This is a genomic window from Lacinutrix chionoecetis, assembly GCF_053604665.1.
Map to the genome: position 1 here is coordinate 1 of NZ_JBSHNQ010000080.1, position 23,866 is coordinate 23,866.

The following is a 23,866-nucleotide window of genomic DNA, read 5'->3' on the forward strand; positions in this document are numbered from 1 at the left end:
GGGTTGCTTATATTAGTGTAGGTATTTGGTAATGGGTTGGCCTGAGCGTCTGCATCTGCCTGATTGAGGTAATACGTAACGCTATAGGCTGGATTGCTACCTGTTATTTCGTTGTTTTTTATCGTTAAATCGATGGCTGTAAAACCGTCTGGTGTGCCGTCGTCGCAAACTTCTAATGGTGTGGGGGTTATTAGGGTTGGAAGTGGGTATGCAGTTACTGTTACCGTGCTTGTTGCCGGACAGGTGCCACTAGTTAAATAATCTACAGTATAGGTTGCTTCTGGAGTTCCTCCTGTAATCGTTCCTGTTGCTGGGTCTATAGTTGCAGCATCTGTTGGTGCTGTATTAAATGAAAAGGTTCCACCTGGTGTTGCTACGGTATCTACAACGGCTCCGTCGCAGGTTGGTGTGTAGGTGAAGGTAGGATCGTCTGTTGTTAAAACCGTTAAAGTTACTGTTGATGATGATGGACAATTACCTCCAAGGTTATATTCTACAGTATAAATCGTAGCAGATGTTGCATTGGTTACTGTTCCTGTAACGGGATCAATAGTTGCTGCGTCTGTTGGCGCAGGATTAAAACTATAAACTCCGCCTGGAGTTGCTTCTGTAGCTATTGTTCCACCATCGCAGGTAGCAGTCATGGTGAAGGATGGATCGTTTGTTATGTCCACTGTCACTGTAAAAGAACTTGTAGATGGACAAATTCCGTTAGACGTATAATCTACTGTATAAGACGTCCCAGAAGTACCATTTGTAATTGTTCCTGTAGCAGAATCGATAATTGCTCCATCAGTTGGTGTTGGGTTTAAAACAAACGTTCCTCCTGGTGTTACAACAGTGTCTACAGTACCTCCATCGCAAGTGGGTTGCATTGTAAAAGTTGAATCATCAACAGGATTAACTGTGATGCTAAAACTAGTTTCCCCATAACATGTAGGATTAGAATTATCATCTACTCTTACATATATGGTTTGTGTTGGAGTTGTAGTATTTGTATAGGTAGCAGGATTTGGTATAGCATTAGTAGATGTCGCAACATCTGTTTGCAATTCGTAATAACTAACTGTATATAGTGTAGGATCCTGACCATTTAAAATTACTGGCTCTAATGAAGTTAAATCGAATATTTCGAAACCATCGTTAGAGGCATCATCACAAACTTCGATATTCATTGGCTGTACTGCGTCTGCTATTGGATTGACGATAAGTAAAAATCCTTCGGCATCATTTTGTGAAGAAATATAGCAAACACTACTTGATACACTTTCAATTCTAACATAGATTATCTCTCCGTTAGTACCAGTATACGGACTTGTTAATTGATTAAGTCCCATATCTGCATCTGAAATAGAGTTATGATACGTGACAATAAATTCGGCTGGAAATTGAGTTCCTAAAACAGCTGCATCTTGAGTTGTTAAATCGAAAAGTTCTGTTCCATCATTTGAAAGATCGTCGCAAACCTCCATATCTGGAGCTGGATTAATGGTAATGTTTAAATATTGTAGTAAAAACACATCAGTTGAATAACATAATCCAGATTGAGTTTCATCTACTCTAATATAAATTGTTTCTCCATCTGTTCCTGCATAGGTCGCTGGATTTGTAATAGGATTTATATCTGCATCAGCATCCGCTTGAGAATTATGAAAACTCACAACAGTCATAGTAGGATCTTGTGCTCCTATCGCTGGCGCTTCATTTTCAGTTAAATCAAAAATTACCGCTCCATTTCCATCGTTACATTCAACTAAATTATTAACAGCCTCAACCGTTGGACCTGGGATAAATTCTATATAAATAGAATCTGAAGCCAAGCAAGTAGCAGAATAAACAATATCTACAGAGTAGTTACCTTGCTGAGTAACATCTATGGTTGAACCTGTTTCTCCTGTAATTACATTTCCTTCAAAATACCAAGTATGTGTAGCGGTTGGCAGCTCTGTGTCTAAGGTTACCGCTGTACCTTGACAATCTGCTGTTCCTGCGCTTATAGTAATATCGTCACCTAATTCTCCTCCTAAGTTAAATGATCCAGCTCCTAAAAATACTGCTGCATCGTATGCAGTATCCAGTGCGTCTGCAATAACCAATTTGATGGTGTAAGGATTATTAGGAGTAACGTTTGAAAACGCTGTCATTGGTTTAGTGTAACCTAAAAAATTTGTAGGGTTATTGGCTGCTGGTAAACCACCTGCTCCATAATAGGCATCAAAAAACTGAGGGTTTACCGATGGACAACCACCATTCCACATATTATCTCTAACTGTAAAAACAGAAACGACATCTGTAGTTCCGGGAACTAATGCTAAATTTGTTGTTACACCTGTTACCTGATCTGTTAGCAAAAACGCAAAAGCATCAGTAAAACCGCATTGAAAGGTTCCATATTCTTCAGATGCAAAAATAAAATCAAAACTTATTGTGTTGGCTATAGGCACAAAATCGAACTGAAGAAAAGAAGCATTATTTGTGTTAACACCAGCCAGTTGTGCTTCTAAATCTGCATCTCCTGGCCAACCACCACCACCATTACTTTGGTTTCCAGATTCTGGACCTTCGGCAGCTACAGCGCTACCTGAAGATAAAACAATACCAGCCTCAAATGCAAACGCTCCAGGAATAGCAGTAAATGCTCCAATACCTGTGGCCACACCAAAATTCTCTCCAGAACTGGAGATTATATTGGATACTGCAGCACACGGGCTGTCTATTAAAACATCTGTTACTAATTCTTGATTTGTGTAAGTCGTAATATCTACATCAATGTACGGGCTTAAAACCTCTACAGTGATTGTTACCGACTCTGAGCATCCTGTTGGATTGGCATCTGTAATTGTAAATGTAGTTGTAAATGTCCCTATTGAGTTGAATTGATGACTTACAGTTTGACCTGTTTCAATACCACTACCATCTCCATAATTCCATGTGTAAGTAGCACCTGTACCATCATCTGAAAAAACCCCACTCCCTGTAAAATCCACAGTACCTCCAACTGGTATTTGGACTACTCCTGTACCATCTGCTACCGGATTTGTTGAGTCTATAGATGGTGTAATTGTTTGACAAGATTCTAAACATGAAATATTTGCTATCCACCCTAATGTATTAGCTGCAGAATCACTTACAAACTCTAAAGTTACACAACCTGTAACACTCGTAGTAGAAGCTCCAACATTTCCGGGGTTATTTACAACGCCTCCTCCAGAATATGAACCAATTACCGGAGATGCCGTATCTGGTCCATCGTATATTGTAAGAATATCTAACCCTATTTGTGTACTAAATGATGTGAAATCCAATTGTACAAATTGATCTGGACCATCCGGACATAACGTAAGTACAAAATTCTCGTCGTTGGCATAGTTAGCCGCAGCTCCACCAGAATCGTATAAAACACCTGAACATTGGTTAACTGTTCCGTTTTGCATTAAAACATCTTGTGCAAATGATAATGATGCTGAAAAGAATAAAATTAAGATTAGCGTAAAATTCTTCATTATAGAGGGATTTATTTTCTTATTGATGTAATGTACAATAATACTCAAAATTTTTCAAAATTTTCAGTAATATCAAGGCGTTATAACCTTGAAAACTGTACTTTAATCTATTCGACTTAGTTAAATATGACTTAATTGTTATATACATATAACAATCTTCAGATTAATATTCCTACCTTTTAAATTGATAAAATGCGTAAAATTTCTATATTTAGTTGCATCCTAAAAAGCGTTATGAAATATTTAAGTCTTCTATTAATATTACTAATTTCATATTGTAACGCACAAAAAAAAGATACAGTGACTCATAAATACACAAACAATTTAATTAAAGAAACCAGTCCATATTTATTACAACATGCGCATAATCCTGTTAACTGGGAAGCATGGAATAGTAAAACTTTAGAATTTGCAAAAGCCAGCAACAAACTTATAATTATTAGCGTCGGTTACGCTGCTTGCCATTGGTGTCATGTTATGGAGCACGAGAGTTTTGAAGATGAAGAAGTAGCTAAAATAATGAATGATAAATTTATTAATATTAAAGTTGATAGAGAGGAGCGTCCGGATATTGATCAAGTGTACATGAATGCCGTGCAGCTTATGACTGGTAGTGGTGGATGGCCAATGAATGTGGTTACCCTTCCAGATGGACGTCCTGTTTGGGGTGGCACTTATTTTAAAAAAAATCAGTGGATTAATGCTTTAAAACAAATTGCAGAGTTATATGAAAGTAATCCTGATAAACTTGAAGAATATGCCTCTAAATTAGAACGTGGCATGCAGGCAATGGATGTTGTTTCTTTAAATACTAAAACTCCCGAATTTGAGAATTCTTTTGTTGATGAAGCTGTAGACAATTGGTCAAAATACTTTGATAGCAGAAGAGGCGGAATGGGTAGAGCGCCTAAATTCATGATGCCAAACAACTACCATTTTTTAATGCGATATGCCTTTCAAAATAAAAAAGAGAACATTGCAACTTTTGTGAACAACACTCTAAAAAACATGGCATTTGGCGGCATTAATGATCAAGTTGGAGGTGGATTTTCTCGCTACTCGGTAGATGATAAGTGGCATATCCCTCATTTTGAAAAAATGCTTTATGATAACGGACAATTAACTAGTTTATATGCAGACGCTTATTTATTAACCAAAAATGAACTTTACAAAGAGGTCGTACTAGAAACTTTAGAATTTGTTGAAAGAGAACTTTATAACAAATCTGGCGCCTTTTACTCTTCACTTGATGCGGACAGTTTAACACCTTCGGGCGAACTTGAAGAAGGCGCATTTTATGTTTGGACTAAAGCTGAATTAAAATCTATTTTAAAAGTTGATTTCAATCTGTTTTCTATATACTACAATGTCAATAATTATGGTTTTTGGGAGCATAAAAATTATGTTTTAATTAGAAATGGAACCGATGCTGATTTCATTAAAACCGAAAATATTACTCTTGAAACGTTACAACATAAAAAAAAGCACTGGCAAAAACTCTTACTTAAAGAAAGGGCAAAAAGAGAACGTCCTCGATTGGACGACAAAATTCTAACGTCATGGAATGCTTTAATGTTAAAAGGTTATGTTGATGCCTATCGTGTTTTAGAAGACGAGCATTATTTAGATATTGCTATTAAAAACGGTCAGTTCATTTTAGATAATCAATTAAAAGAGGATGGTAGTTTATACCATAACTATAAAGACGGTAAACCCAGCATAAATGGATTTTTAGAAGATTATGCAACAGTTATTGATGCTTTTGTTGCACTTTATGAAAACACTTTAGACAAAAAGTGGTTAAACAATGCTAAAGCCTTAACCGACTACTGCTTTGATGCCTTCTTTAATAACACAAATAAGATGTTTTACTTTACTTCTAATAAAGATAAAAAATTAGTTTCTAAAACCATCGAGTATCGCGATAATGTGATTCCTGCAAGCAATTCGGTTATGGCTAAAAATCTATTTAAATTATCGCATTATTACGATAATAATTATTATCTAAAAACGGCAACTACAATGCTTAATAATGTTAGTCCGGAAATTAAAGAGTATAGTTCTGGTTATTCCAATTGGTTAGATTTAATGTTGAATTACACAAAACCATTTTACGAAATAGCTATCGTAGGTAGCGAATACAAAACCAAACTAAAAGCGTTAAACAATTATTATATTCCTAATAAAATAATTGTTGGCAGCAAAAACGAAAGTGAATTGCCAATACTTAAAAACCGATATGTTGAAAACGAAACACTAATTTACGTATGCGTTAATAACACCTGTAAATTACCTGTTAACGAGGTTGAAAAGGCTATAAACCAAATAAAAAACAATTAATTTAAATGAAGTGATTTATGAATATACTTATTACGCTCTTTGTTATTTTTATAGCTTTATTACATGTCTATTTTTTAATACTTGAAATGTTTTTATGGACAAGACCAAAAACCATAAAAGCGTTTGGCATTAAAGACAAGGCTTTTGCAGAAGCAACCAAAGTTCTTGCTGCAAACCAAGGTTTATATAATGGGTTTTTGGCTGCAGGTTTAATATTTTCAATAGTTATAAAAAACTTAAATACACTGCTATTCTTTCTTACATGTATTATTTTTGCAGGCATATATGGCGCATATTCTACTGGAAAGATTAAATTGTTCTACATACAGGCTGTTCCAGCTATTTTGTGCGTGCTTCTATTAATTATATTACAATAAACAAATTATGGAATTACAAAAATGGATTGATAAAGGATATCAATTAACTATAGATTACGCACCAAAAATTTTGCTCGCGATTATTATATGGATAATAGGTGCTTTTATTATTAAATATATAAGAAAAGGTATTGGTAAAACAATGGATAAAGCTAATTATGACATTAGCCTTAAAAAGTTTTTAATAAACCTTATTGGCTGGGTTTTAAAGATTGTTCTTATTGTAATTGTATTAGGCACTGTGGGAATTGAGACCACTTCTCTTGCTGCTGTAATTGCTGCCGCTGGCTTAGCAATTGGTTTAGCTTTACAGGGCTCGTTAGCCAATTTCGCTGGAGGTGTATTAATTATGATTTTTAAACCATTTAAGGTTGGCGATTTTATAAAAGCGCAGGGTGAAAGTGGCACAGTCAAGGAGATTGAAATTTTTACTACTAAATTAACAACTCCGGATAATAAAGAAATAATTTTACCAAACGGAAGCCTTTCTAACGGAAACATTACCAATTTCTCTACCGAACCTACGCGTCGTGTGGATGTCACTTTTGGAGTTGGTTACGATTCTGATATTAAAACAACCAAGGAGGTTATTATGAGCGTTATAAACGCTAACGAATTAATTTTAAAAGAACCTGCTCCTGCCGTACATGTTAATGAATTAGCAGATAGTTCTATAAATTTCTTTACAAGAGTTTGGGTAAACAAAGACGATTACTGGCCAATTAATTTTTATATGATTGAGGAAACAAAAGAAGCGTTGGATGCTGCAGGAATTGAAATTCCTTATCCACATGCTGTCGAGATACAAAAACAAGGCTAAACTATTTTTTTGATTTAGGCTTTAAAGCGACAAAATCTTTTAAATAATAAGGTTCAAAATAAGCGACATCTTCGGTGTCGTTTTTTTTGTATTTAGCATAAGCTAGAGCACTCATTTCTTGTGCCGAAGGTAATTTATCTTTTATAAAAACCGCATTGTCATGAGAGATAATCGATTCGGTTTTTTCGACACCATTACCTATAAAGTAAACGTTTCCGTTGCTTAATTCTTTAGCAAATGAAGTTTCATCTAAAATTTGAGCTTCTATTTTTCTTTCTATTTTTAAATTTGAAGAGAAAATAGCCGAATACACTTCCATACGTCTTGCATCAAGCATAGGTATAATGACACCACTTTGAGTTTGTACTTGGTGCGCCAAGGCTTCTAAAGTTGAAATGGAGATTAACGGTATATCTAATGCATAGCACAACCCTTTGGCCGCCGAAACGCCTATACGTAAGCCTGTGTAAGAACCTGGACCTTTACTTACAGCAATAGCATTTAGTTGCGAACGCTCAATATTAGCTTCGCGAAGCACTTGATCTATAAAAACGTGTAAACGCTCTGCATGAGAATAATTATTGTTATAATCTTCCTTTAACAGCAAGGTCTCACCATCTTTAGATAATGAGACCGAGCAATTTGTAGTTGCTGTTTCTATGCTTAAAATTAAAGCCAAATTTTTCTATTCTGTTATTGGTTTATCAAGATAAAAATCTAATACTTTCGTTTTAAATACATAGTTATATTTTGCATTTAAAAAGGAAGATTGCGCATTAATTAATCTGTTTCGAACCTGCTCTAACTGAAAGGAGGTACTAACGCCTAAGTCGTATTTGTCTTGTTCGTTTTGAAAAGCTAATTCCTGAGATTCAAGAGATAGTTTAGAGGCCTCGTATTGAATTAAAGATGCTTTAGCATCTGCAAAAGCTTGCTCTACATTCGCTCTCAGGGTTTGAATTTGTTCATCTAGAGCCAAAGTAATACGTTCTTTACTTAATTGCGAGCGTCTAACATTAGCGTCGGTTCTAAAACCATTAAAAATAGGAATGCTTAAATTAAAACCAACGTTGTAACCTAAGTTGTTTTCAATTTGCTCTTTAAATCCGTTTTTTTGAAACTCCGTTATAGGTAATCCCGTCATAGGATCGAAACCTGTTACTATCTGTCTCACATCATCCTGACCTTGCAAGTGTTGGTACGATGTGCTTGCGCCTGCACCAAAGGATAACGTTGGATAATAAGCACTTTTAGCTATTTGATAATTTAATTCGGCATTGTCTATATTAAGTTGAGCGCCTTTTATTTCTGGTCTGTTCTCAATGGCATAAGATAAAATTTCGTTGGTGGATTTATATACTAAAACCGCCTCGGTTAAATCGATATCTACATCCTGAATTTCAAAACCTTCTGAAGGAATTTGTAATATTTGCGCTAAACTTAATAACGATAAATCTACACTATTTTGAGCATTTACCAAACGTTCTTGATCTGCAGCCACTTGCGATTTAGACACTAACAAATCGGCTCTTGCTCTTGCCCCAGCGTCTACCAGCTCTTGTACCTGATCTAAACTTTTCTGACTTATTGAAACTTGATCTTCGGCTAATTTTAGAGATTCCTTATTAAAGAGTATATTTAAATAAGCGTTTACAATATTAAGTGAAATATTATCTTCTAATATTTCTAATTGAATTTGACTTGCTTCTACACCCAATTCTGCCTGTTTTTTAAGATTCATATTTCTAAAGCCATTAAACAAGGTCACACCTGTATTTAGCGAGAAACTATTACCTCTTGAGTCTATTGAAATTCGACCACCATTTTGATCTATAAAAGAACCAAAATTCCAGTTTTGAGAAGCATTGGCATTTACCGTAGGTAAAAAATTTCCTTTAGCAGACTCTAAATCCTGTTCTGCAATTGCCTTATCAATAGCGGTTTGTCTAACAGTAATATTGTTTTCTAAAGCATAGTCAACGCTTTCTTTAAGCGACCATTGTTTTTCTTGTGCAAATGCAAATGCACAAATACATAGGGTTATTATAGATAAAATTGTATTTCTATTCTTCATCATTATCTTCTTTAGAGGCCTTATTCCAAACCTTGATTTTATCGCCTTCTTTAACGCCATCGGTAATTTCTACGTTAATCCCATCAGACAATCCTAATTCCACGTTTACTTTTTCAAATTTTCCAGCTTCCTTTTCAATTTCTACAAAAGGCTTCTCTGTAATTCTATTAAACTGCAGTAAAGATTCTTTAATAACCATTACGCTGTCTTTTGCTTCCATTTCAATTTCGGCATTAGCGCTATAACCAGCTCTAATTTTTGTTGAAGAGTCTACCGTCACATCTGCTTTAATGGTAAATTGTACTGCACCATTCTCTTCGTTTCCTTTAGGCGCAACAAAGGTTAGTTTTGCTGGAAATTCTTTTTCTCCAATGGCGCCAAGAATAACTTTTATTTCTTTCCCTTCTTCTAATTTTCCAACTTCGGCTTCATCTACCTTTCCTTCAAAAATCATTTTACTCATGTCTGCAATGGTAGCAATGGTTGTTCCTGCATTAAAGCTGTTACTCTCAATTACCTGATCTCCTTCACGTACAGGGATTTCTAAAACAGTTCCAGGAATTTGAGCCGTAATACTTGTATTGGCAGAACCTCCTCCAGAAAGCGAGCCTCTTTTAATAATCTGGTAATTATTTTGTGCCTGGTTTAAAGACTCCTGTGCCTGATTTAAAGCTAATTGACTGTTTTCGAAATCTTGTCTTGAAATCACACCTTTATCGAACAATGCTTTATTTCTATCGTAAATTGTTTTAGAATTATTGTATCCTATTTTAGCTGAAGAAATTTGACCACTTGCACCAACTAAACTTTGCTCGTTTGGGACTACTCTAATTTTAGCGATTAGGTCTCCTTTTTTAACAATATCTCCTTCTTCTACAAGAATTTCGTCTATAATTCCTGCGATTTGTGGTTTTAATTCAATTTCTTCTTCAGGATTTAATTTTCCTGTAGCGACCGTTTTAGTATTGATTGATGTGTAAAACGGCTGAGCGGTTTTAAAATCTTCTACAGATTTTGAATTAGAGTCTTTAAAATACTTCAACACTATTATAAGTGCTATAAGCAATCCTAATCCTACAATAATTTTTAATGCTTTTTTCATTTTTAGTTTAATTTACTTTTGTTGGTTTGAAAGCGGTACGCTTTCTTTTTCTATTTTATTTTGATTGATGATTATTCTTCTCGTAAGGCATCTATTGGTTTAACACTTGTGGCTTTAAATGCAGGAATTAATCCTATTAAGGTGCCTAAAACTATTAATATTATTAATGCTATAAATACAACTGAGATAGAAACCGATGCATTAACTAAAACCGCTTCATCGCCTTGTCCAAACATTTTATCAACAACAATTAATAGTGTCCCACCACTTATAATACCAAGTAAACCTGCAATAAGTGTAATAAATACGGCCTCTAAAATAACCTGTCTTTTAATCTCGAATGGTGTGGCACCAAGTGCACGACGTACACCAATTTCTTTTGTTCTTTCTCTTACTGTAATTAGCAAAATGTTACCAATGGCAAACACACCTGCAATTAGTGTTGCAATACCTACAAACCAGGTTAAAAATTGCATACCTGTTAAAAAGCCCGTAATTTTCGCAAACTCTTTTCCTAAGTTAAAACTACCAAAGGCACGATTATCTTCTGGATGCACTTTATTTAAGTTTCTTAAAATAAGTTTAGCATCGGCTTCAATTTGCGAAATATCGTATTCTGGTTTGCCTGTAATCATCATCCAGCCTATATTTTCGCCCATATTATAGATTTGCTGAAATGTGGTAAATGGTATATGGATATCGCTTGATGGTCCCATATTTGCATTTCCTGTTTCAAACATGCCAACAACCTTAAAATTCATACCATTAAGTTGCACGTATTCACCAATCATTTCGGCATCTTTATCGAAGAGTTGTTTATAGATTTCTTCAGAAATAACAATAACTTTTCTATTTTCGTCGATATCTGTTTGATTGATAAAACGTCCACGAATCATTTTCTTTTTTTGAACTTGATCCAGTAAAGGATAATCGCCATTAACACCAAAGTTTCCTGATAAAAAATTATGAACCACCAGTGCTTGACTTTGGTTTCTTGGCACTACAAATTCTATACCATCTACATTTTCTTCTATCTTTTTGGCATCGCTAATTTTTAGCTGGACTTGTCTGCCTTCCTGAAATCCTTTAAACGGCATACTTGTGGCTTGTGCCCAAACAAAAACACTATTTGTAGCGAAGCTACCAAAGAGTCTGTTAAATGAATTCTCTATCCCTCGAGCAGAGCCTAACAAACCAATAAGCAGCAAAATGCCCCACCAAACACCAACCATTGTTAGTATAGTTCTAAGTACATTTTTACTTAAACTATCGAAAACCTCTTGCCACGTATCTCTTTCTAATAAAAATCGCATAATTAATCGTTTCTTAGTGCTACAATAGGTTTTATTCTCGATGCTTTTTTTGCTGGTAAATAACCTGCAAGTCCACCTGCTACAATCAGTGTTATTGTTGCTCCAATAACCAGATTTAAACTTACGTAAGGGTCTTTAATAAAGTATTTTTCTAAACTTGGCCCAACCAATTCTAATATTCCCATGCCCAGAAACAAACCAACAAATCCTGCGATTATGGTAATAAGTATAGATTCTAATAATATTAGTGATACAATAGATTTTGGTTCGGCACCAAGTGCTTTTCTAATACCAATTTCCTTGGTTCGCTCTTTTACAATAAATATCATGATATTACTTATCCCTACTATACCAGCGATTAAGGTTCCAAATCCAATAATTAACACCAAAATACTAAGTACAAATGTCATTTGATCTACAGCCTTAGATTCATTTGCTAAATTTCGAACTCGAATGGCACGCTGATCGTTTTGAGACACTTGAAACCTGTCTTTAAGCTTTTTAGTAAGCATATTACTAAAGCCAATGGCAGCATCGAAATTCATTTCGGGATTATAGGTTAAGTTAATTTGGTCGATATGGTCGTTATTACCATAAATTTGTTGTGCAGTACTTACTGGCATGTAGATTAAGCGCTCTTCATTATCGCCACCATCGTCTACAAACGTACCTACAACTTTGTATTGAATACCATTAAGATTTAAGTATTTTCCTATGGCTGTGGTTTTTTTAAACAAATCCTCCTCAACCAAACGACCAATAACAACAACCTTGGTTTTGTTTTTAATATCAGATTCGTTTATGTACCGACCATAATTTACTTTAGTATTTTCTAAATATTGATGGTCTGGATTAACAGCACGTACACTATAACTGCTTTTTTCGGTTCTAAACGTTGCTGTAACATTAAGATAAATACGTGAAGTTATATATTGTACTTTATCACCATATTCTTCTTCAATCCATTTTTGATCGCTATTTTCAAATTGAATTTGTCGTCCAGCCTGTAACCCGTTACTTGCTTTAGAAGTCATTCCGGAATTTATAAAGATGGAATTTTTTGCATCGTCGACAAAAGCCGAATCAAAGGTGTTTATTAAACCATTTGTAATTCCGAAAAGTAAAGCAAACAAGAGAATAGCGAATGTTACTGTAAAACCAGACAATAACGTTCTGGTTTTATTCATGTTTATACTTTGAAAAATTTCTCTCCAGAGATCTCTATCAAACATATTGCGAGGCTCTTACTTGTTCTACAAATGTATCTTCCATTATTACACCATCCACCAAGCGCACAATTCGCTTACACATGTTTGCAATATCTTCTTCGTGTGTTACCATTAAAATGGTTTTACCTTCATCGTTAAGCGATTGAATAAAATCCATAATCTCGTAGGACGTTTTAGTGTCTAGAGCTCCTGTTGGCTCATCTGCCAATAATAATTTTGGATTTGCCGCTAACGCCCTTGCGATAGCTACACGCTGTTTTTGTCCTCCAGAAAGTTCATTTGGTAAATGGTGTGCCCATGCCTTTAAACCTACTTTCTCTAAGTGAAATAAGCCTTTTTCTATCCTTTCTTTACGTTTTAAACCTTGATAATACAATGGCAAAGCCACATTATCTAAAGCGTTCTTATAATTTATTAAGTTAAACGATTGAAAAATAAAACCTAAAAATTTATTTCTGTAAATGGCTGCTTTTTTCTCGGTAAGATTTTTAATAGGCACATTGTCCAGGATATATTCTCCTTCATCTGCCTCGTCTAACATCCCAATAATATTAAGTAAGGTAGATTTTCCAGATCCTGAAGATCCCATAATAGCTACCATCTCTCCGCTTTCTACAGAAAGATCAATACCTTTTAATACATGTAAACTAGAATCTCCAATAGGATAAGACTTGTGTAGCTTATTTATTTTGAGCATAATGGCTGGTTTTTTTTGGCTGATGTTAACTACATCATATCCATTAGACTGCAAAGGACCTTTTTTGTTACAGTAATTTTGCTAATAAAATGTTAAAACTCCCTGTATTAGGTTTTCTTCTTTCTAAAATACTTCCAATAAATAGTAAAACCAATGCCAAAAACCAATACGTAAGGTATAGCCATAAGGTATATAATACCATCGTTTATACTTTTAGCTGTTCCCATGCCTTCTTCGCTTTCTAAAACAGCTCTACACATGGCACACTGTGCGTTACTCTTAAGAAAAAAGAGGAGTGAAAAAAGAAAAAAGAAAATTTTTGTTTTCATATTATAATGGGATTACTTCTCGCTACAATTCTACTTCACTAATTTAAAAATCACACCTTAAAATCACTGGAAGTGACAATATATTTTGGCTAAAGATAATAAGGTGAAATCATTAAATAAACGACAACTCCAGTTACAGCAACGTATAGCCATAACGGAAATGTAATACGCGCTATTTTCTTATGTCTTTCAAAATTATTAGAAATGGCTCTTACGTAAGTTATTAACACGAATGGAATAACAGCAATAGATAATATGATATGTGTAATTAAAATAAAATAATATAAATAAGCTATTGCTCCTTCTCCTCCATACTTTGTAGAATCGCTGGTCATGTGATAAGCGATATACATTAACAGGAATAAAACGGATAACGAAATAGCAAATTTCATAAGCTTCTCGTGTAATTTTCTATTTCCTCTTCGTATTGCCGACACTGCAATAATGAGTACAATGGCTGTTAATCCATTTATTGAAGCATAAATAGGAGGCAGAAATGTAAGCGGTTCTACATCCAGCCCAAAATCTTTAAGTTTAATACCAAATAAAGCAGCTACTGCTAAAGGAATTACAATGGATAGAATAACAATCCACTTATTATATTTTTTTTCGTTTTGTATGTTTTCTATAGCATTCATAAGTATTTAATACCCTTTATATTATTTAAAAATCGCTCGAATATAGTTGTTGTATTTTCTATTCTTCTAATAACTTTTTAATGTCTTCCTTAAGCATAGTAATTTCCTGTTCATTACCATCTTCATCCATTTTTTCCTGCTCGCTAATAATACCTTTATAAAATATTTTTGGATTACCGAAAGCGTCTAATCGTGAACGAATAAATCCGTTTTTATCTATTAAGGCAAAATCTCCGGAGTGCTCAAAGCCAATATCGTCGTCTTCTACTTTGCCCACAAATATGTTGAATCCTACATTTGCTAAATTGTAAATTTCGTCTTCTTTACCTGTAAGCAAATTCCAACTAGGGTTTGTAATGCCGTAATTATCGGCATAGGCCTTTAAAACTTCTGGTGTATCTAATTCTGGAGTAATAGAAAAAGAGGCAATACCAAAATTAGCTTTATCTTTAAACGTATTTTGCACGTCTACCAAGTTTCTATTCATTCTTGGACAAATGGTTGGACATGTTGTAAAAAAGAACTCCACTACAAATACTTTGCCTTTGTAATCGTTTTGGGTTATGGTTTCTCCATCCTGATTTGTAAAACTAAATTCTGGAACGCGTTTAGGAGTTCCATTGATTTCTATAAAGGCTAACTTGTCCTCTCCTTCGGTGTTGTTATCTTGTCCAACACTCATTCTGTCGTTTCGGGTGATATCGTTATTTTTTATTCTGTTTACAATTTTTGGAATAAAAATAATTCCGAAAACTAAAATAATAAAGGCGATACCTATGTATGAGTAGTTATTCTTTTTCATCTGTTTCTTTATCAGGATTAAGGTCTTGTGCACGCCTGTTAGATGAATCGATTTTATTTCTTCCAGATTTTCTATATTCTTCTAAAAGCACACGCATATCTTCTGCAGCAAGTTTGTTTTTAATTATGGAGACTTCTAAAGCGTTGTACGCTGTTAAAGGGATTACTTTTTCTCCTTTTTCTATTTCTTTTTTACTTCTGTTGTCTAATCTTCCGCGTTGGTTTAGTTCCTTATCAATTACAAATACACTACTTGTTGCATTAGTAGTATCTAAGGTTAAGCTCGTTCTTAAACTATTAAATAGTTTGTTAATATCGTTCTCACTGGCATAGACAAAATGCCAGTATTTATGTTCGCTATATCTATTTAATTCTTGAATTAACCGTTTCGTTTCTGCATGAGCATCTTCTGAAACCAGCATTACAATTTGAAACTTTTTAAAGCCTTTAAATTTGTTATAAACAAGTTCTTTTAAATTGGAAGCTTCTAGAATTTTCGATTCTGGATTATTTCCTAAAAAGCCTAAAACTGTTATGTGGTCTTTTAACAACACATCCGACGTTTTAACCGAAGATAAGTTAGAGATATCCAGCACTTCTTCCTTTACAATATCCAGGATATTATAATTGTTTGTTGAAGGATATAGCATGAGTAAAAAAGCAACAGGAAGGAAAAACAGCACTCCTAAAATAAGATACTTTGAAATAGGCTTTTTGCTCATGAATTACTACAATTAAATTAGTTTTGCAAAAATAAAAAAGGTGGTTTAAAAAAACCACCTTTTACTATCTTTTAACTTTCAAAATTGCTAAAAATCTTTTTTAACAAATCCGTTAGTATAAACACTTTCTATATAACCTCCTTCTTGTAAGAGGATAAAAATTAAGTAACAAATTAAAAAAACAGCTGTCCATACCACCATACGTCTCAATGCTTTTGTTTCATCTCGCATGTGCATAAAATCCCAAGTAATGTAGTAAGCTTTAACCAGTGTTAAGATTATGAAGATCCAGTTAAGACCTTTCATTCCTAAAACCTGACCCATTAATATTTCTGGTTTGTAGATACCTAAAACTACTTCTATTGCAGTAACAAAAGTTAAAAATGCTAAAACGCCCCAAATTTTTTGAGTGTTAGACTTAAACTTCCATAATCCTCTAAAGATTTCTAATTTATGTTCGTGTGCCATTTTATATGCTTTATTTAAATTTTCTTGTTCAAGAAAATGAAATACAAATTTTTATTATACCAAGTAGAAAAATGTGAATACAAATACCCAAACTAAATCTACAAAGTGCCAGTACAACCCTACCTTTTCTACCATCTCATAGTTTTTACGTCTTTCGTAAGTTCCTAAAATGACATTAAAGAAAATTATAATATTTATTACAACTCCAGAAAATACGTGGAAACCGTGGAAACCTGTAATAAAGAAAAAGAAGTCTGCGAATAATGGCGATCCATATTCGTTAACTTTTAAATTAGCACCATGTACTACTAATTGTCCGTTATCTTTTAATTGTTTTAAAGATTCGTCGCGAGATAGTATAGTTTTTTCACCATGCTCGTTAATTATTTGCGTTCTAACCAATACATTAGAATTTGCCTGTAAACCAGAGTAAACCTCATCTACTGTATATTCCGGAAGCGTCCCTTCAGATTCATACCAAAGACCAGTTTTATCTAAATGCTGTGTTCTAACATCTGTAATTGATTTTGCGAAATCTGCAATAGCAACACGCTTAAATTTTTGCTCTCCGTCCTCTGTAACATACTCTCCAAATTGTAAAATATTACCACCTTTGGTTTGTACTGCTCCATATTCTCCTTTAATAAAAGTGTTCCATTCCCAAGCTTGCGAACCAACGAAAATTAAACCACCTATTACTGTTAAAAACATGTACCAGGTTACTTTTTTCTGATTCATATGGTGTCCAGCATCTACGGCTAATACCATAGTTACAGACGACATGATAAGAATAAACGTCATGAACGCAACATAAATCATTGGATAGTTACCATGAAAAAACGGTACGTGAGTAAAGACCTCGTCTGCTATTGGCCAAGAATCTATAAATTTAAATCTTGAAAAACCGTAAGCAGCTAAAAATCCTGAAAATGTTAAGGCATCTGAAACGATAAAAAACCACATCATCATTTTACCGTAACTTGCTTTTAGAGGTTCATTTCCTCCTCCCCAAATTTTACCTTCTGTTCCAGTAGTTGCAACTGTAGTATTCATATAGTTGAGTTCGTTAATTTTAAATATGGCACAAAAATAATCATTTTCTTCTTCTAAAGAAATGTTAAAGTGTAATTTTTAAGCCTTGTTTTATCTGATTGGCGAATTCCTTTTTTTGTCTCTTTTTTTCTTATAAAAATCTATCCTACAAAATAGAGTAGCAAATACAAGAAAATCCACAGTATATCAATAAAATGCCAGAATGTGCCTGCCAGTTCAACACCTAACATATTGTCTGCCGTATACTTTTGTTTAAAATGATTATAAATTACAACTAACAAACAAATTAAACCTACAGCTACGTGTAATAAGTGCACAAAAGCGATTAAAAATATGAATGATGCCTTAGGGTCACTAGTTTCACCTGTTAAATAATATCCCGAATTTATAAGTGCACTAAATCCTTGAAACTGCAGAAAAATAAACACCAAACCTAAACCAAAAGTTATAAGTAAGCATACTGTTGTTACTTGTCTGTTGCCTTTTTTTAAGGCGCGTTGTGCTATAATATACGCAATGCTACTTGCTAAAATTACAAAAACACTTATTAAAAAAACCTGTGGTAACTCTAACTCCTTAGACCAGTCTGGTCTTGTACGGCTAATAATCACTGCACTGGTTAAACCTGCAAACGACATAAATAAAGAAATTAGCCCAAACCAAAGCATCATCTTTTTGGCTCGTTCGTTCTTTTCTGTTAAGGTTCCTTGGGTTAAATCCATAATTATCTAATAAATTTATCTACAACGTAAATAATTTGCACTAATGTAATATAAGAGACGCTTGCCAGCATGAGTTGCTTGGCGGCTTTTTCTGTCATTTTTTTAAACAGTTGAATGGCGTAATACAACATAAACATGCCTAAACCAAAAACAACAGTTGCGGCAATAACAGACAATTTTAAACGTCCTGTAATTCCAAAAACTGGTACAATAGAAATAAGTACCGTCCAAATGGTGTACATTATAGTTTGTACTGCGGTGCCTTTGTCTTGTTTACCTGTTGGTAGCATAAAAAAGCCTCCTTTTTTATAATCGTTGTATAAAAACCAGCCAATAGCCCAAAAGTGTGGAAATTGCCAAAAAAACTGCAATGCGAATAATGTTCCAGGCTCAATACCAAAGTCGTCGGTAGCTGCTACCCAACCTAACATAAACGGAATGGCTCCAGGAATAGCACCAACAAATACAGCTAAAGGTGTTTTTGTTTTTAACGGTGTGTATGCACACGTATATAAAAAGATGGAAATAGCGCCAAACATTGCTGTTTGCGGATTTATATAATACAGAATGGCAATACCTAAAACCGTAAAAACGGTAGCAATAATAAACGCCGATTGTACAGTCATGCGACCTGCTGGAATAGGACGGTTTTTTGTTCTGTCCATTAAGGCATCTAAATCTTTTTCTATAATCTGGTTGTAAGCGTTAGAGGCACCAACCATAAAATAGCCACCAATTGCCAATAAAAATAACGTAGTAAAGTCAATAGTTTCTACACCCAACAAATAACCAGCAACCGAAGAAAACACGACGCTTATAGCTAAACGCATTTTCGTGATTTCTTTAAAATCTGAAATTAAAGACTGTTTTACTGTTGTAGTTGTAGTACTCAAAGTATTGCTTTGTTTTCGAACGCCGTTTAAGGGTTTAAAAATTTGATGCAAAGATACGTTGTAAAGTCTATTCTACAAATCAAAATACCAATTAAATAAGTCGGTTCTAATCCCAAAATTAAACCACACTGTACTGTTGTTTAAAACCGTCATCGTTTCGGCTTCAGGATTAAAATTACGGTAGCTAATATTGGCAAATACTTTTAAATTAGAAGCTGGATTTATTAAATAGCCACCTTGAATGCTCGCATTAATGGTATTGGTTTTATTGCCTTGTCCAATTTTTACTCCAGTGTCGAAAGGTCTATCTACTTCATCTCTAAAAATATCGCCTCCATAGTTAAAAGCATCTGTAGCATTATTAAAATCGAAACCACGAACACCAGTAATAAGTTTGGCCTCGCCAAACCAACGCTTATATCTGTAACGGCCTATTAATACCAATTCTCTAAAATTTGCTCCCCAGAGGTGTGCCATAGGCTGGTTGTTATGTGCGTAATTTAATATAATTGTATTATGCGAATAGGTATATGGTCTTACCGCATTATATTCTGCCTGAAGCATGAGATTGTTAACCTTAAACGCATTATAGTATTTTGCACCCAATTGCAGCCCGAATTTGTTTTTCCAACTGCCATCTCCGCCTTTAACGTCGTTTAAAGAAAACTCATCTAATATAAATTGGGAGTACATATTAACATTGTCGCTAAACTTATATTTGGCTGAGGCACCAACAATAGCATTTCCAGCATCCTGTCCTGTTTCAAACTCGATAGCACGATAAAAAATAATTGGATTTAAATAATTAATATCGAAACCTCTATCGTTTGTATTTGCCCATATTACAGATTCGAAAATCCCCAAATTTAAGCGTTTGTTTACATTCCAACTTAAATAATGGTTGGCAATATACTTAGTTAAAAAAGCACCATCTTTTGTTACTTCTGGTCTCACGTCTTTTAACCAGGTGTAAGTATTGGTGTATTTTATTTTCCAAAACTTTGTGTTTAGTTTTAAATAAGGATATGGACTGGCCACATCACTCTGTAATAACGAGCGATAGCCATCACCAATAAAATTTTTACCATGCCCAAATTGTACATTTATAAATTTTGCTGGTGTGTAAGATAAATAAGCTTCTGCCACAGGATAATCGTAAGCATCGTCTTTAAAACGTTTGGCAATACCACGACCTGGAATGATTGCAGGACCGTCTGACGGTTTTATACTTTCTGCATAATTATTAAAGTACTGTGCAAACCTGCCTTGATTCTCATACACCGAAGCCGAAAAATTAAATTTCTTACCTAATCCGCCTTGAATGTAAACACCTCTTGTGTTGTTAAATGTAGTATTAAAGTCGGCGTCTGTGTCTTTACCTGCCTGTAAATCGAAAATAGGGTCGATAGTAAACCAATAATCTTTGCCTTGCAATTGTACCAAATGCTCGTTCCATAATTTTCTTCCTGCCCAAGTTTGCGTTTCTTTTTTTAAGGCTTCATTTTCTGCTTTAAAATCGTGATAAGCTGAAACGTCCTCATATAAAAAAGGCTTAGATGCTGTATGGCTGTTGGTTCCAATTAAGTTGGTTGCACGATCGAACTGCGCATAATTTTCATGTGAAAACGGAATGTTTAACTGGCTGGAATATTCGCTGTTATCGTATGTTTTATAATTTTCTTTAACTCTATCTAATTCCTTTTTAGCTTCAATTTCTAAAGCGTTTAACTCTTGTTCTTTTTCCTTCTGAAGCGCTAAATCTTGCGTAGAAACAGTTTGATCGACCAGCGGAATTTTAAGTTTTATTGAGTATTGCTTAAAAGTGGGATTACCATTATACGTTGCTGGCTCCACCTTTGGGAACTCGCTAATAACACGAGTGGCTTCGGTTTTTAATTCGGCATATAAAGCATCTACATACATGGTTCTAAAAACACCTTCCTTATCGACTTCAAAAAGAATAACAATATCTCCCTTGTAACTTTCATTGATTACTTTCTCTGGTATTTTAAAATTTTCGAAAAGCAGATTGAAAACTTTATCATCAAAACATTTTTGAATAGTAGCCTGAACTGCTTCTTTACACGAATCGAAAACCGGAGGTTTTTCTGAAACATCTTGGGCAAATGCAAAAGTTTGAAAGCAAAGTACAATGATAAATAGGTAATACTTCATAGGTCTATAACCATTTAATTTCGGCGAAAGATAGTATTTTTTAATTTTTTCGGGTTGGTTGTATAAAATAAAAACCGCTATTACTTTAGGTAATAACGGTTTTTAGCTATTAAAAAATAGTATTTACTGAATATTAAATTTTATTGGCAGTAAGTACGATACCTCTACTGGCTTATCATTGTTTTTACCAGGTTGCATTGTTGGTATTTTACCAACCACTCGGTTAGCCTCTTTAGCTAAATCTTTATGATTAGCTTTAGTATCTATAATCTCAATTTCACCAAGTTTATTGATTTTGAAGGACACATAAATGTTTTGTCTTCCTGTTAAACCTAACTCTGAAGGTAAGTCTCTATCAAATTTTTTCTGTATTAGTCGGGTTAATTTATCTGAAAGGCACTTTCTTCTTCCATCGTTGTTTGTTTCGCTCTCACAACCTGGATAAATTGGTACTTTCTGTACAGCCATAATGTTTACAGGCTCTGATGGTTCTTCAATTATTAGGCTTTTATCATCTGTTTTAAGAACAGGTTTTTTATCGTCTGGCACAACTACCTTAACAATATCATCAACTGCTTTTTCAATTTTTGTTTTGTCGTCCACGATTTTTAAGTCTGGATTTTTTGGCTTAGGCTGTGTTGTTTGCTGTTTTTGTTTTTTCTCAACCTTTTTTTCAATTTCAAAATTTTCGATGTCAATTTCATAAATTTCATTATCGTCTACAGGTGTGGAGTAAACGTAATCTTTAGAGGTTGCAAAAGACATCTCTAATGCACCATAGCTAAATAGCAAACATATAATTAAACCAACCTGAAAGTACAGTGTTGAGTTTTTTTGTAAATTTGCATCGTGCTTTTGTGATTTTTGCACGTTTTTCTCGTTTTGACGAACGAAATCGTGACTTTTCTTTGAATTGTTCATAATTATTAAAGTTTACATGTTAATATTATGTCAAAATCACAATAAGCATACCAAAACCAAAAAACCCGATACAAAATTTGTATCGGGTTTTTAATTTATGTATTTAAAACTATCTAATTAGTCTTGTACGTTAAATGTTATTGGTAAATCGAAAGTTACTTTTACAGGCTTTCCTCTTTGTTTACCAGGCTTCATTTTTGGTATTAAACCAACAACTCGTCTTGCTTCTTTCTCTAATCCTGGATGAGGACCACGTGTTTTAACATTAACAATGTTTCCAGCTTTATCAATTGTAAAACGTGCGTAAATTCTTTGCTTACCACTTAAACCTAATTCCTGGCCTAAATCTAAATCGAATTTTTTAGCTACTAATTTATTGATCTTGTCCGACATACATTTTCTCTTCTGGTCGTTGTTTCCACTTTCGCAACCAGGATAAACAGGTACACTTTCTATAACAGCAAAAGATACCTCAACATCTTCCTCAACCTCTTCTACTTCTACTTCTTCAATCTCAACAATTTCTTCTTCTTGAGTTGTTTCTGTAGATTCTATAACTGTTTCCTCAATTTCCGCTTCATCTTCAACAACATCAATAACTTCTGGTGCTGGTGGTGGTGGCGGAGGTGGTGGTGGAGGTGGTGGTGCCTGATTTGTAATTGGAACTTCTTCTTCCAATTCTTCGTCCACATCAATGCTCCTATTGTCTACAACTCTTTCATCGTAGGTTTTGTAGTTGATAGCAGTGTAAGTTAAACCTAACATTAACAACATACCAACTGCAAAAAACAGAGAACTGTTTCTGCCTACATTTGCTTTAGGATTTTTTTTAGTTTCCATAAATTAATTTGTTTATGCTTTGCTAAAATAGCAATTTATTTGTCAAAAAAACAAAGTATTCTTCTTTTTTAACACGCCTTTATTTATTATTAATAATATAAACAGAGCAAATATCATACCTAAAACGTTTGCTAATACATCTTTATAGTCGCTTTCCCTGTTTAGTGTTATCCAACCTTGCAATAACTCAATAAGCACACCATACACCAATGAACATAGTGCAGCTACAGTGAGTGCTTTTTTAAATTTATAATTGAATTTAAAGTAAAACGTAAAAAACCATAGTAAAACAAATATAAAATGTGCTAAACCATGTGCTAACTTATCGTTAAACGAAGGTATATCTTCCACAACAGCCTTTAGTTTAATTAAACTAAAGGCTGTTAGTAGTATTGTATAAAAAATGCTAGCTAAAAAAGTGAATTTTTTAAGCACTAATTAACGTTTTGTAGTCGTCTGCAGATAGTAAATTATCAAGCTCTGAAACGTTTGATACTTTTACTTTAACCATCCATCCTTCTCCATAAGGATCTGTGTTTACTTTTTCTGGTTCGTCTTCAAGAGACTCGTTAAATTCTATAATTTCTCCTGCAACAGGTAATAATAAATCAGATACAGTTTTAACAGCTTCCACGGTTCCAAAGACCTCTTCGGCATCTAATGTTTCGTCAACCGTTTCAACTTCTACATATACAATATCACCAAGTTCACTTTGTGCAAAATCGGTAATTCCTACTGTTATTATGTCGCCATTAATTTTAACCCATTCGTGATCTTGTGTATATTTTAACTCTGCTGGAATATTCATTATAGTGTTTTTAAGTTTTTACAAATGTATTTAAAAGCTTT

Annotated in this window: 23 protein-coding genes; 3 read left to right on the plus strand and 20 right to left on the minus strand. The window is 34.1% G+C overall.

The features are described 5' to 3' along the window. A partial coding sequence (locus ACVC43_RS07405; RefSeq protein ID WP_452223865.1) for a choice-of-anchor L domain-containing protein occupies positions 1 to 3,503 on the minus strand: 3,503 nt, incomplete at its 3' end. Positions 3,504 to 3,803: 300 nt separating this feature from the next. Here ACVC43_RS07405 and ACVC43_RS07410 point away from each other — a divergent pair. Genes ACVC43_RS07410 through ACVC43_RS07420 form a run of 3 tightly spaced genes read left to right on the plus strand, consistent with a single transcriptional unit; the run spans position 3,804 to position 7,040 of the window. Further along, positions 3,804 to 5,843, plus strand: coding sequence for a thioredoxin domain-containing protein (locus tag ACVC43_RS07410; RefSeq protein ID WP_452223866.1), 2,040 nt, complete (start codon positions 3,804 to 3,806; stop codon positions 5,841 to 5,843). A gap of 17 nt (positions 5,844 to 5,860) precedes the next feature. Next, positions 5,861 to 6,220: a DUF1304 domain-containing protein gene (locus tag ACVC43_RS07415; RefSeq protein ID WP_452223867.1), complete on the plus strand. Its 360-nt coding sequence runs from the start codon at positions 5,861 to 5,863 to the stop codon at positions 6,218 to 6,220. Positions 6,221 to 6,227: 7 nt separating this feature from the next. Next, complete coding sequence (locus ACVC43_RS07420) at positions 6,228 to 7,040, plus strand: mechanosensitive ion channel family protein (RefSeq protein ID WP_452223868.1); 813 nt, start codon at positions 6,228 to 6,230, stop codon at positions 7,038 to 7,040. A 1-nt stretch (position 7,041) separates the two neighbouring features. On the opposite strand, the gene tsaB is transcribed toward ACVC43_RS07420, so the two are convergent. The 19 genes from tsaB to gcvH form a co-directional block, all read right to left on the minus strand. Then, positions 7,042 to 7,719, minus strand: coding sequence for a tRNA (adenosine(37)-N6)-threonylcarbamoyltransferase complex dimerization subunit type 1 TsaB (gene tsaB / locus ACVC43_RS07425; RefSeq protein WP_452223869.1), 678 nt, complete (start codon positions 7,717 to 7,719; stop codon positions 7,042 to 7,044). A 6-nt stretch (positions 7,720 to 7,725) separates the two neighbouring features. Then, a complete protein-coding gene (locus ACVC43_RS07430; protein WP_452223870.1) occupies positions 7,726 to 9,117 on the minus strand; it encodes a TolC family protein in 1,392 nt (463 codons plus the stop codon). Continuing rightward, positions 9,104 to 10,216 (minus strand): efflux RND transporter periplasmic adaptor subunit, encoded by a 1,113-nt coding sequence (locus tag ACVC43_RS07435; protein WP_452223871.1) that lies wholly within the window; start codon positions 10,214 to 10,216, stop codon positions 9,104 to 9,106. Before ACVC43_RS07435 ends, ACVC43_RS07430 begins: the two co-directional genes overlap by 14 nt. A 71-nt stretch (positions 10,217 to 10,287) precedes the next feature. Further along, on the minus strand, positions 10,288 to 11,529 hold the full coding sequence (locus ACVC43_RS07440) for an ABC transporter permease (RefSeq protein WP_452223872.1): 1,242 nt from the start codon (positions 11,527 to 11,529) through the stop codon (positions 10,288 to 10,290). Positions 11,530 to 11,531: 2 nt separating this feature from the next. Next, entirely contained in the window at positions 11,532 to 12,761 is a 1,230-nt protein-coding gene (locus ACVC43_RS07445) for an ABC transporter permease (RefSeq protein ID WP_452223873.1), read from the minus strand. Continuing rightward, positions 12,754 to 13,455 (minus strand): ABC transporter ATP-binding protein, encoded by a 702-nt coding sequence (locus tag ACVC43_RS07450; RefSeq protein WP_452223874.1) that lies wholly within the window; start codon positions 13,453 to 13,455, stop codon positions 12,754 to 12,756. Before ACVC43_RS07450 ends, ACVC43_RS07445 begins: the two co-directional genes overlap by 8 nt. A gap of 107 nt (positions 13,456 to 13,562) precedes the next feature. Next, positions 13,563 to 13,784, minus strand: coding sequence for a hypothetical protein (locus ACVC43_RS07455; protein WP_452223875.1), 222 nt, complete (start codon positions 13,782 to 13,784; stop codon positions 13,563 to 13,565). A gap of 89 nt (positions 13,785 to 13,873) precedes the next feature. Continuing rightward, complete coding sequence (locus tag ACVC43_RS07460) at positions 13,874 to 14,422, minus strand: DUF420 domain-containing protein (RefSeq protein ID WP_452223876.1); 549 nt, start codon at positions 14,420 to 14,422, stop codon at positions 13,874 to 13,876. 58 nt (positions 14,423 to 14,480) lie between these two features. Continuing rightward, on the minus strand, positions 14,481 to 15,224 hold the full coding sequence (locus ACVC43_RS07465) for an SCO family protein (protein ID WP_452223877.1): 744 nt from the start codon (positions 15,222 to 15,224) through the stop codon (positions 14,481 to 14,483). Next, positions 15,211 to 15,945 carry a hypothetical protein gene (locus ACVC43_RS07470; protein WP_452223878.1) on the minus strand — a complete coding sequence of 245 codons (735 nt, stop codon included), beginning with the start codon at positions 15,943 to 15,945 and terminating at the stop codon, positions 15,211 to 15,213. The genes ACVC43_RS07465 and ACVC43_RS07470 overlap by 14 nt, the downstream gene beginning before the upstream one ends. A gap of 87 nt (positions 15,946 to 16,032) precedes the next feature. Then, entirely contained in the window at positions 16,033 to 16,413 is a 381-nt protein-coding gene (locus ACVC43_RS07475) for a cytochrome C oxidase subunit IV family protein (protein ID WP_452223879.1), read from the minus strand. A gap of 54 nt (positions 16,414 to 16,467) precedes the next feature. Further along, complete coding sequence (locus ACVC43_RS07480; protein ID WP_452223880.1) at positions 16,468 to 17,466, minus strand: cytochrome c oxidase subunit 3; 999 nt, start codon at positions 17,464 to 17,466, stop codon at positions 16,468 to 16,470. Positions 17,467 to 17,606: 140 nt separating this feature from the next. Beyond that, a complete protein-coding gene (locus ACVC43_RS07485) occupies positions 17,607 to 18,188 on the minus strand; it encodes a cytochrome c oxidase subunit 3 (protein WP_452223881.1) in 582 nt (193 codons plus the stop codon). Between the two features lie 2 nt (positions 18,189 to 18,190). Beyond that, a complete protein-coding gene (gene cyoE, locus ACVC43_RS07490) occupies positions 18,191 to 19,081 on the minus strand; it encodes a heme o synthase (RefSeq protein WP_452223882.1) in 891 nt (296 codons plus the stop codon). 72 nt (positions 19,082 to 19,153) lie between these two features. After that, on the minus strand, positions 19,154 to 21,256 hold the full coding sequence (locus ACVC43_RS07495; protein ID WP_452223883.1) for a gliding motility protein RemB: 2,103 nt from the start codon (positions 21,254 to 21,256) through the stop codon (positions 19,154 to 19,156). 123 nt (positions 21,257 to 21,379) lie between these two features. Further along, positions 21,380 to 22,177 carry an energy transducer TonB gene (locus ACVC43_RS07500; protein ID WP_452223884.1) on the minus strand — a complete coding sequence of 266 codons (798 nt, stop codon included), beginning with the start codon at positions 22,175 to 22,177 and terminating at the stop codon, positions 21,380 to 21,382. Positions 22,178 to 22,294: 117 nt separating this feature from the next. Beyond that, positions 22,295 to 23,017 carry an energy transducer TonB gene (locus tag ACVC43_RS07505; protein WP_452223885.1) on the minus strand — a complete coding sequence of 241 codons (723 nt, stop codon included), beginning with the start codon at positions 23,015 to 23,017 and terminating at the stop codon, positions 22,295 to 22,297. A gap of 42 nt (positions 23,018 to 23,059) precedes the next feature. Next, a complete protein-coding gene (locus tag ACVC43_RS07510) occupies positions 23,060 to 23,368 on the minus strand; it encodes a VanZ family protein (protein ID WP_452223886.1) in 309 nt (102 codons plus the stop codon). A 76-nt stretch (positions 23,369 to 23,444) separates the two neighbouring features. After that, positions 23,445 to 23,825, minus strand: coding sequence for a glycine cleavage system protein GcvH (gcvH, locus tag ACVC43_RS07515; protein ID WP_452223887.1), 381 nt, complete (start codon positions 23,823 to 23,825; stop codon positions 23,445 to 23,447). Positions 23,826 to 23,866: the final 41 nt, after the last annotated feature.

Bases quoted from the DNA above. Each gene is read 5' to 3' on its own strand.
- ACVC43_RS07415 (WP_452223867.1), top strand. From the start codon at position 5,861: ATGAATATACTTATTACGCTCTTTGTTATTTTTATAGCTTTATTACAT.
- ACVC43_RS07420 (WP_452223868.1), top strand. From the start codon at position 6,228: ATGGAATTACAAAAATGGATTGATAAAGGATATCAATTAACTATAGAT.
- ACVC43_RS07430 (WP_452223870.1), bottom strand. From the start codon at position 9,117: ATGATGAAGAATAGAAATACAATTTTATCTATAATAACCCTATGTATT.
- ACVC43_RS07435 (WP_452223871.1), bottom strand. From the start codon at position 10,216: ATGAAAAAAGCATTAAAAATTATTGTAGGATTAGGATTGCTTATAGCA.
- ACVC43_RS07440 (WP_452223872.1), bottom strand. From the start codon at position 11,529: ATGCGATTTTTATTAGAAAGAGATACGTGGCAAGAGGTTTTCGATAGT.
- ACVC43_RS07445 (WP_452223873.1), bottom strand. From the start codon at position 12,761: ATGTTTGATAGAGATCTCTGGAGAGAAATTTTTCAAAGTATAAACATG.
- ACVC43_RS07450 (WP_452223874.1), bottom strand. From the start codon at position 13,455: ATGCTCAAAATAAATAAGCTACACAAGTCTTATCCTATTGGAGATTCT.
- ACVC43_RS07455 (WP_452223875.1), bottom strand. From the start codon at position 13,784: ATGAAAACAAAAATTTTCTTTTTTCTTTTTTCACTCCTCTTTTTTCTT.
- ACVC43_RS07460 (WP_452223876.1), bottom strand. From the start codon at position 14,422: ATGAATGCTATAGAAAACATACAAAACGAAAAAAAATATAATAAGTGG.
- ACVC43_RS07465 (WP_452223877.1), bottom strand. From the start codon at position 15,224: ATGAAAAAGAATAACTACTCATACATAGGTATCGCCTTTATTATTTTA.
- ACVC43_RS07470 (WP_452223878.1), bottom strand. From the start codon at position 15,945: ATGAGCAAAAAGCCTATTTCAAAGTATCTTATTTTAGGAGTGCTGTTT.
- ACVC43_RS07475 (WP_452223879.1), bottom strand. From the start codon at position 16,413: ATGGCACACGAACATAAATTAGAAATCTTTAGAGGATTATGGAAGTTT.
- ACVC43_RS07480 (WP_452223880.1), bottom strand. From the start codon at position 17,466: ATGAATACTACAGTTGCAACTACTGGAACAGAAGGTAAAATTTGGGGA.
- ACVC43_RS07485 (WP_452223881.1), bottom strand. From the start codon at position 18,188: ATGGATTTAACCCAAGGAACCTTAACAGAAAAGAACGAACGAGCCAAA.
- ACVC43_RS07495 (WP_452223883.1), bottom strand. From the start codon at position 21,256: ATGAAGTATTACCTATTTATCATTGTACTTTGCTTTCAAACTTTTGCA.
- ACVC43_RS07500 (WP_452223884.1), bottom strand. From the start codon at position 22,177: ATGAACAATTCAAAGAAAAGTCACGATTTCGTTCGTCAAAACGAGAAA.
- ACVC43_RS07505 (WP_452223885.1), bottom strand. From the start codon at position 23,017: ATGGAAACTAAAAAAAATCCTAAAGCAAATGTAGGCAGAAACAGTTCT.
- gcvH (WP_452223887.1), bottom strand. From the start codon at position 23,825: ATGAATATTCCAGCAGAGTTAAAATATACACAAGATCACGAATGGGTT.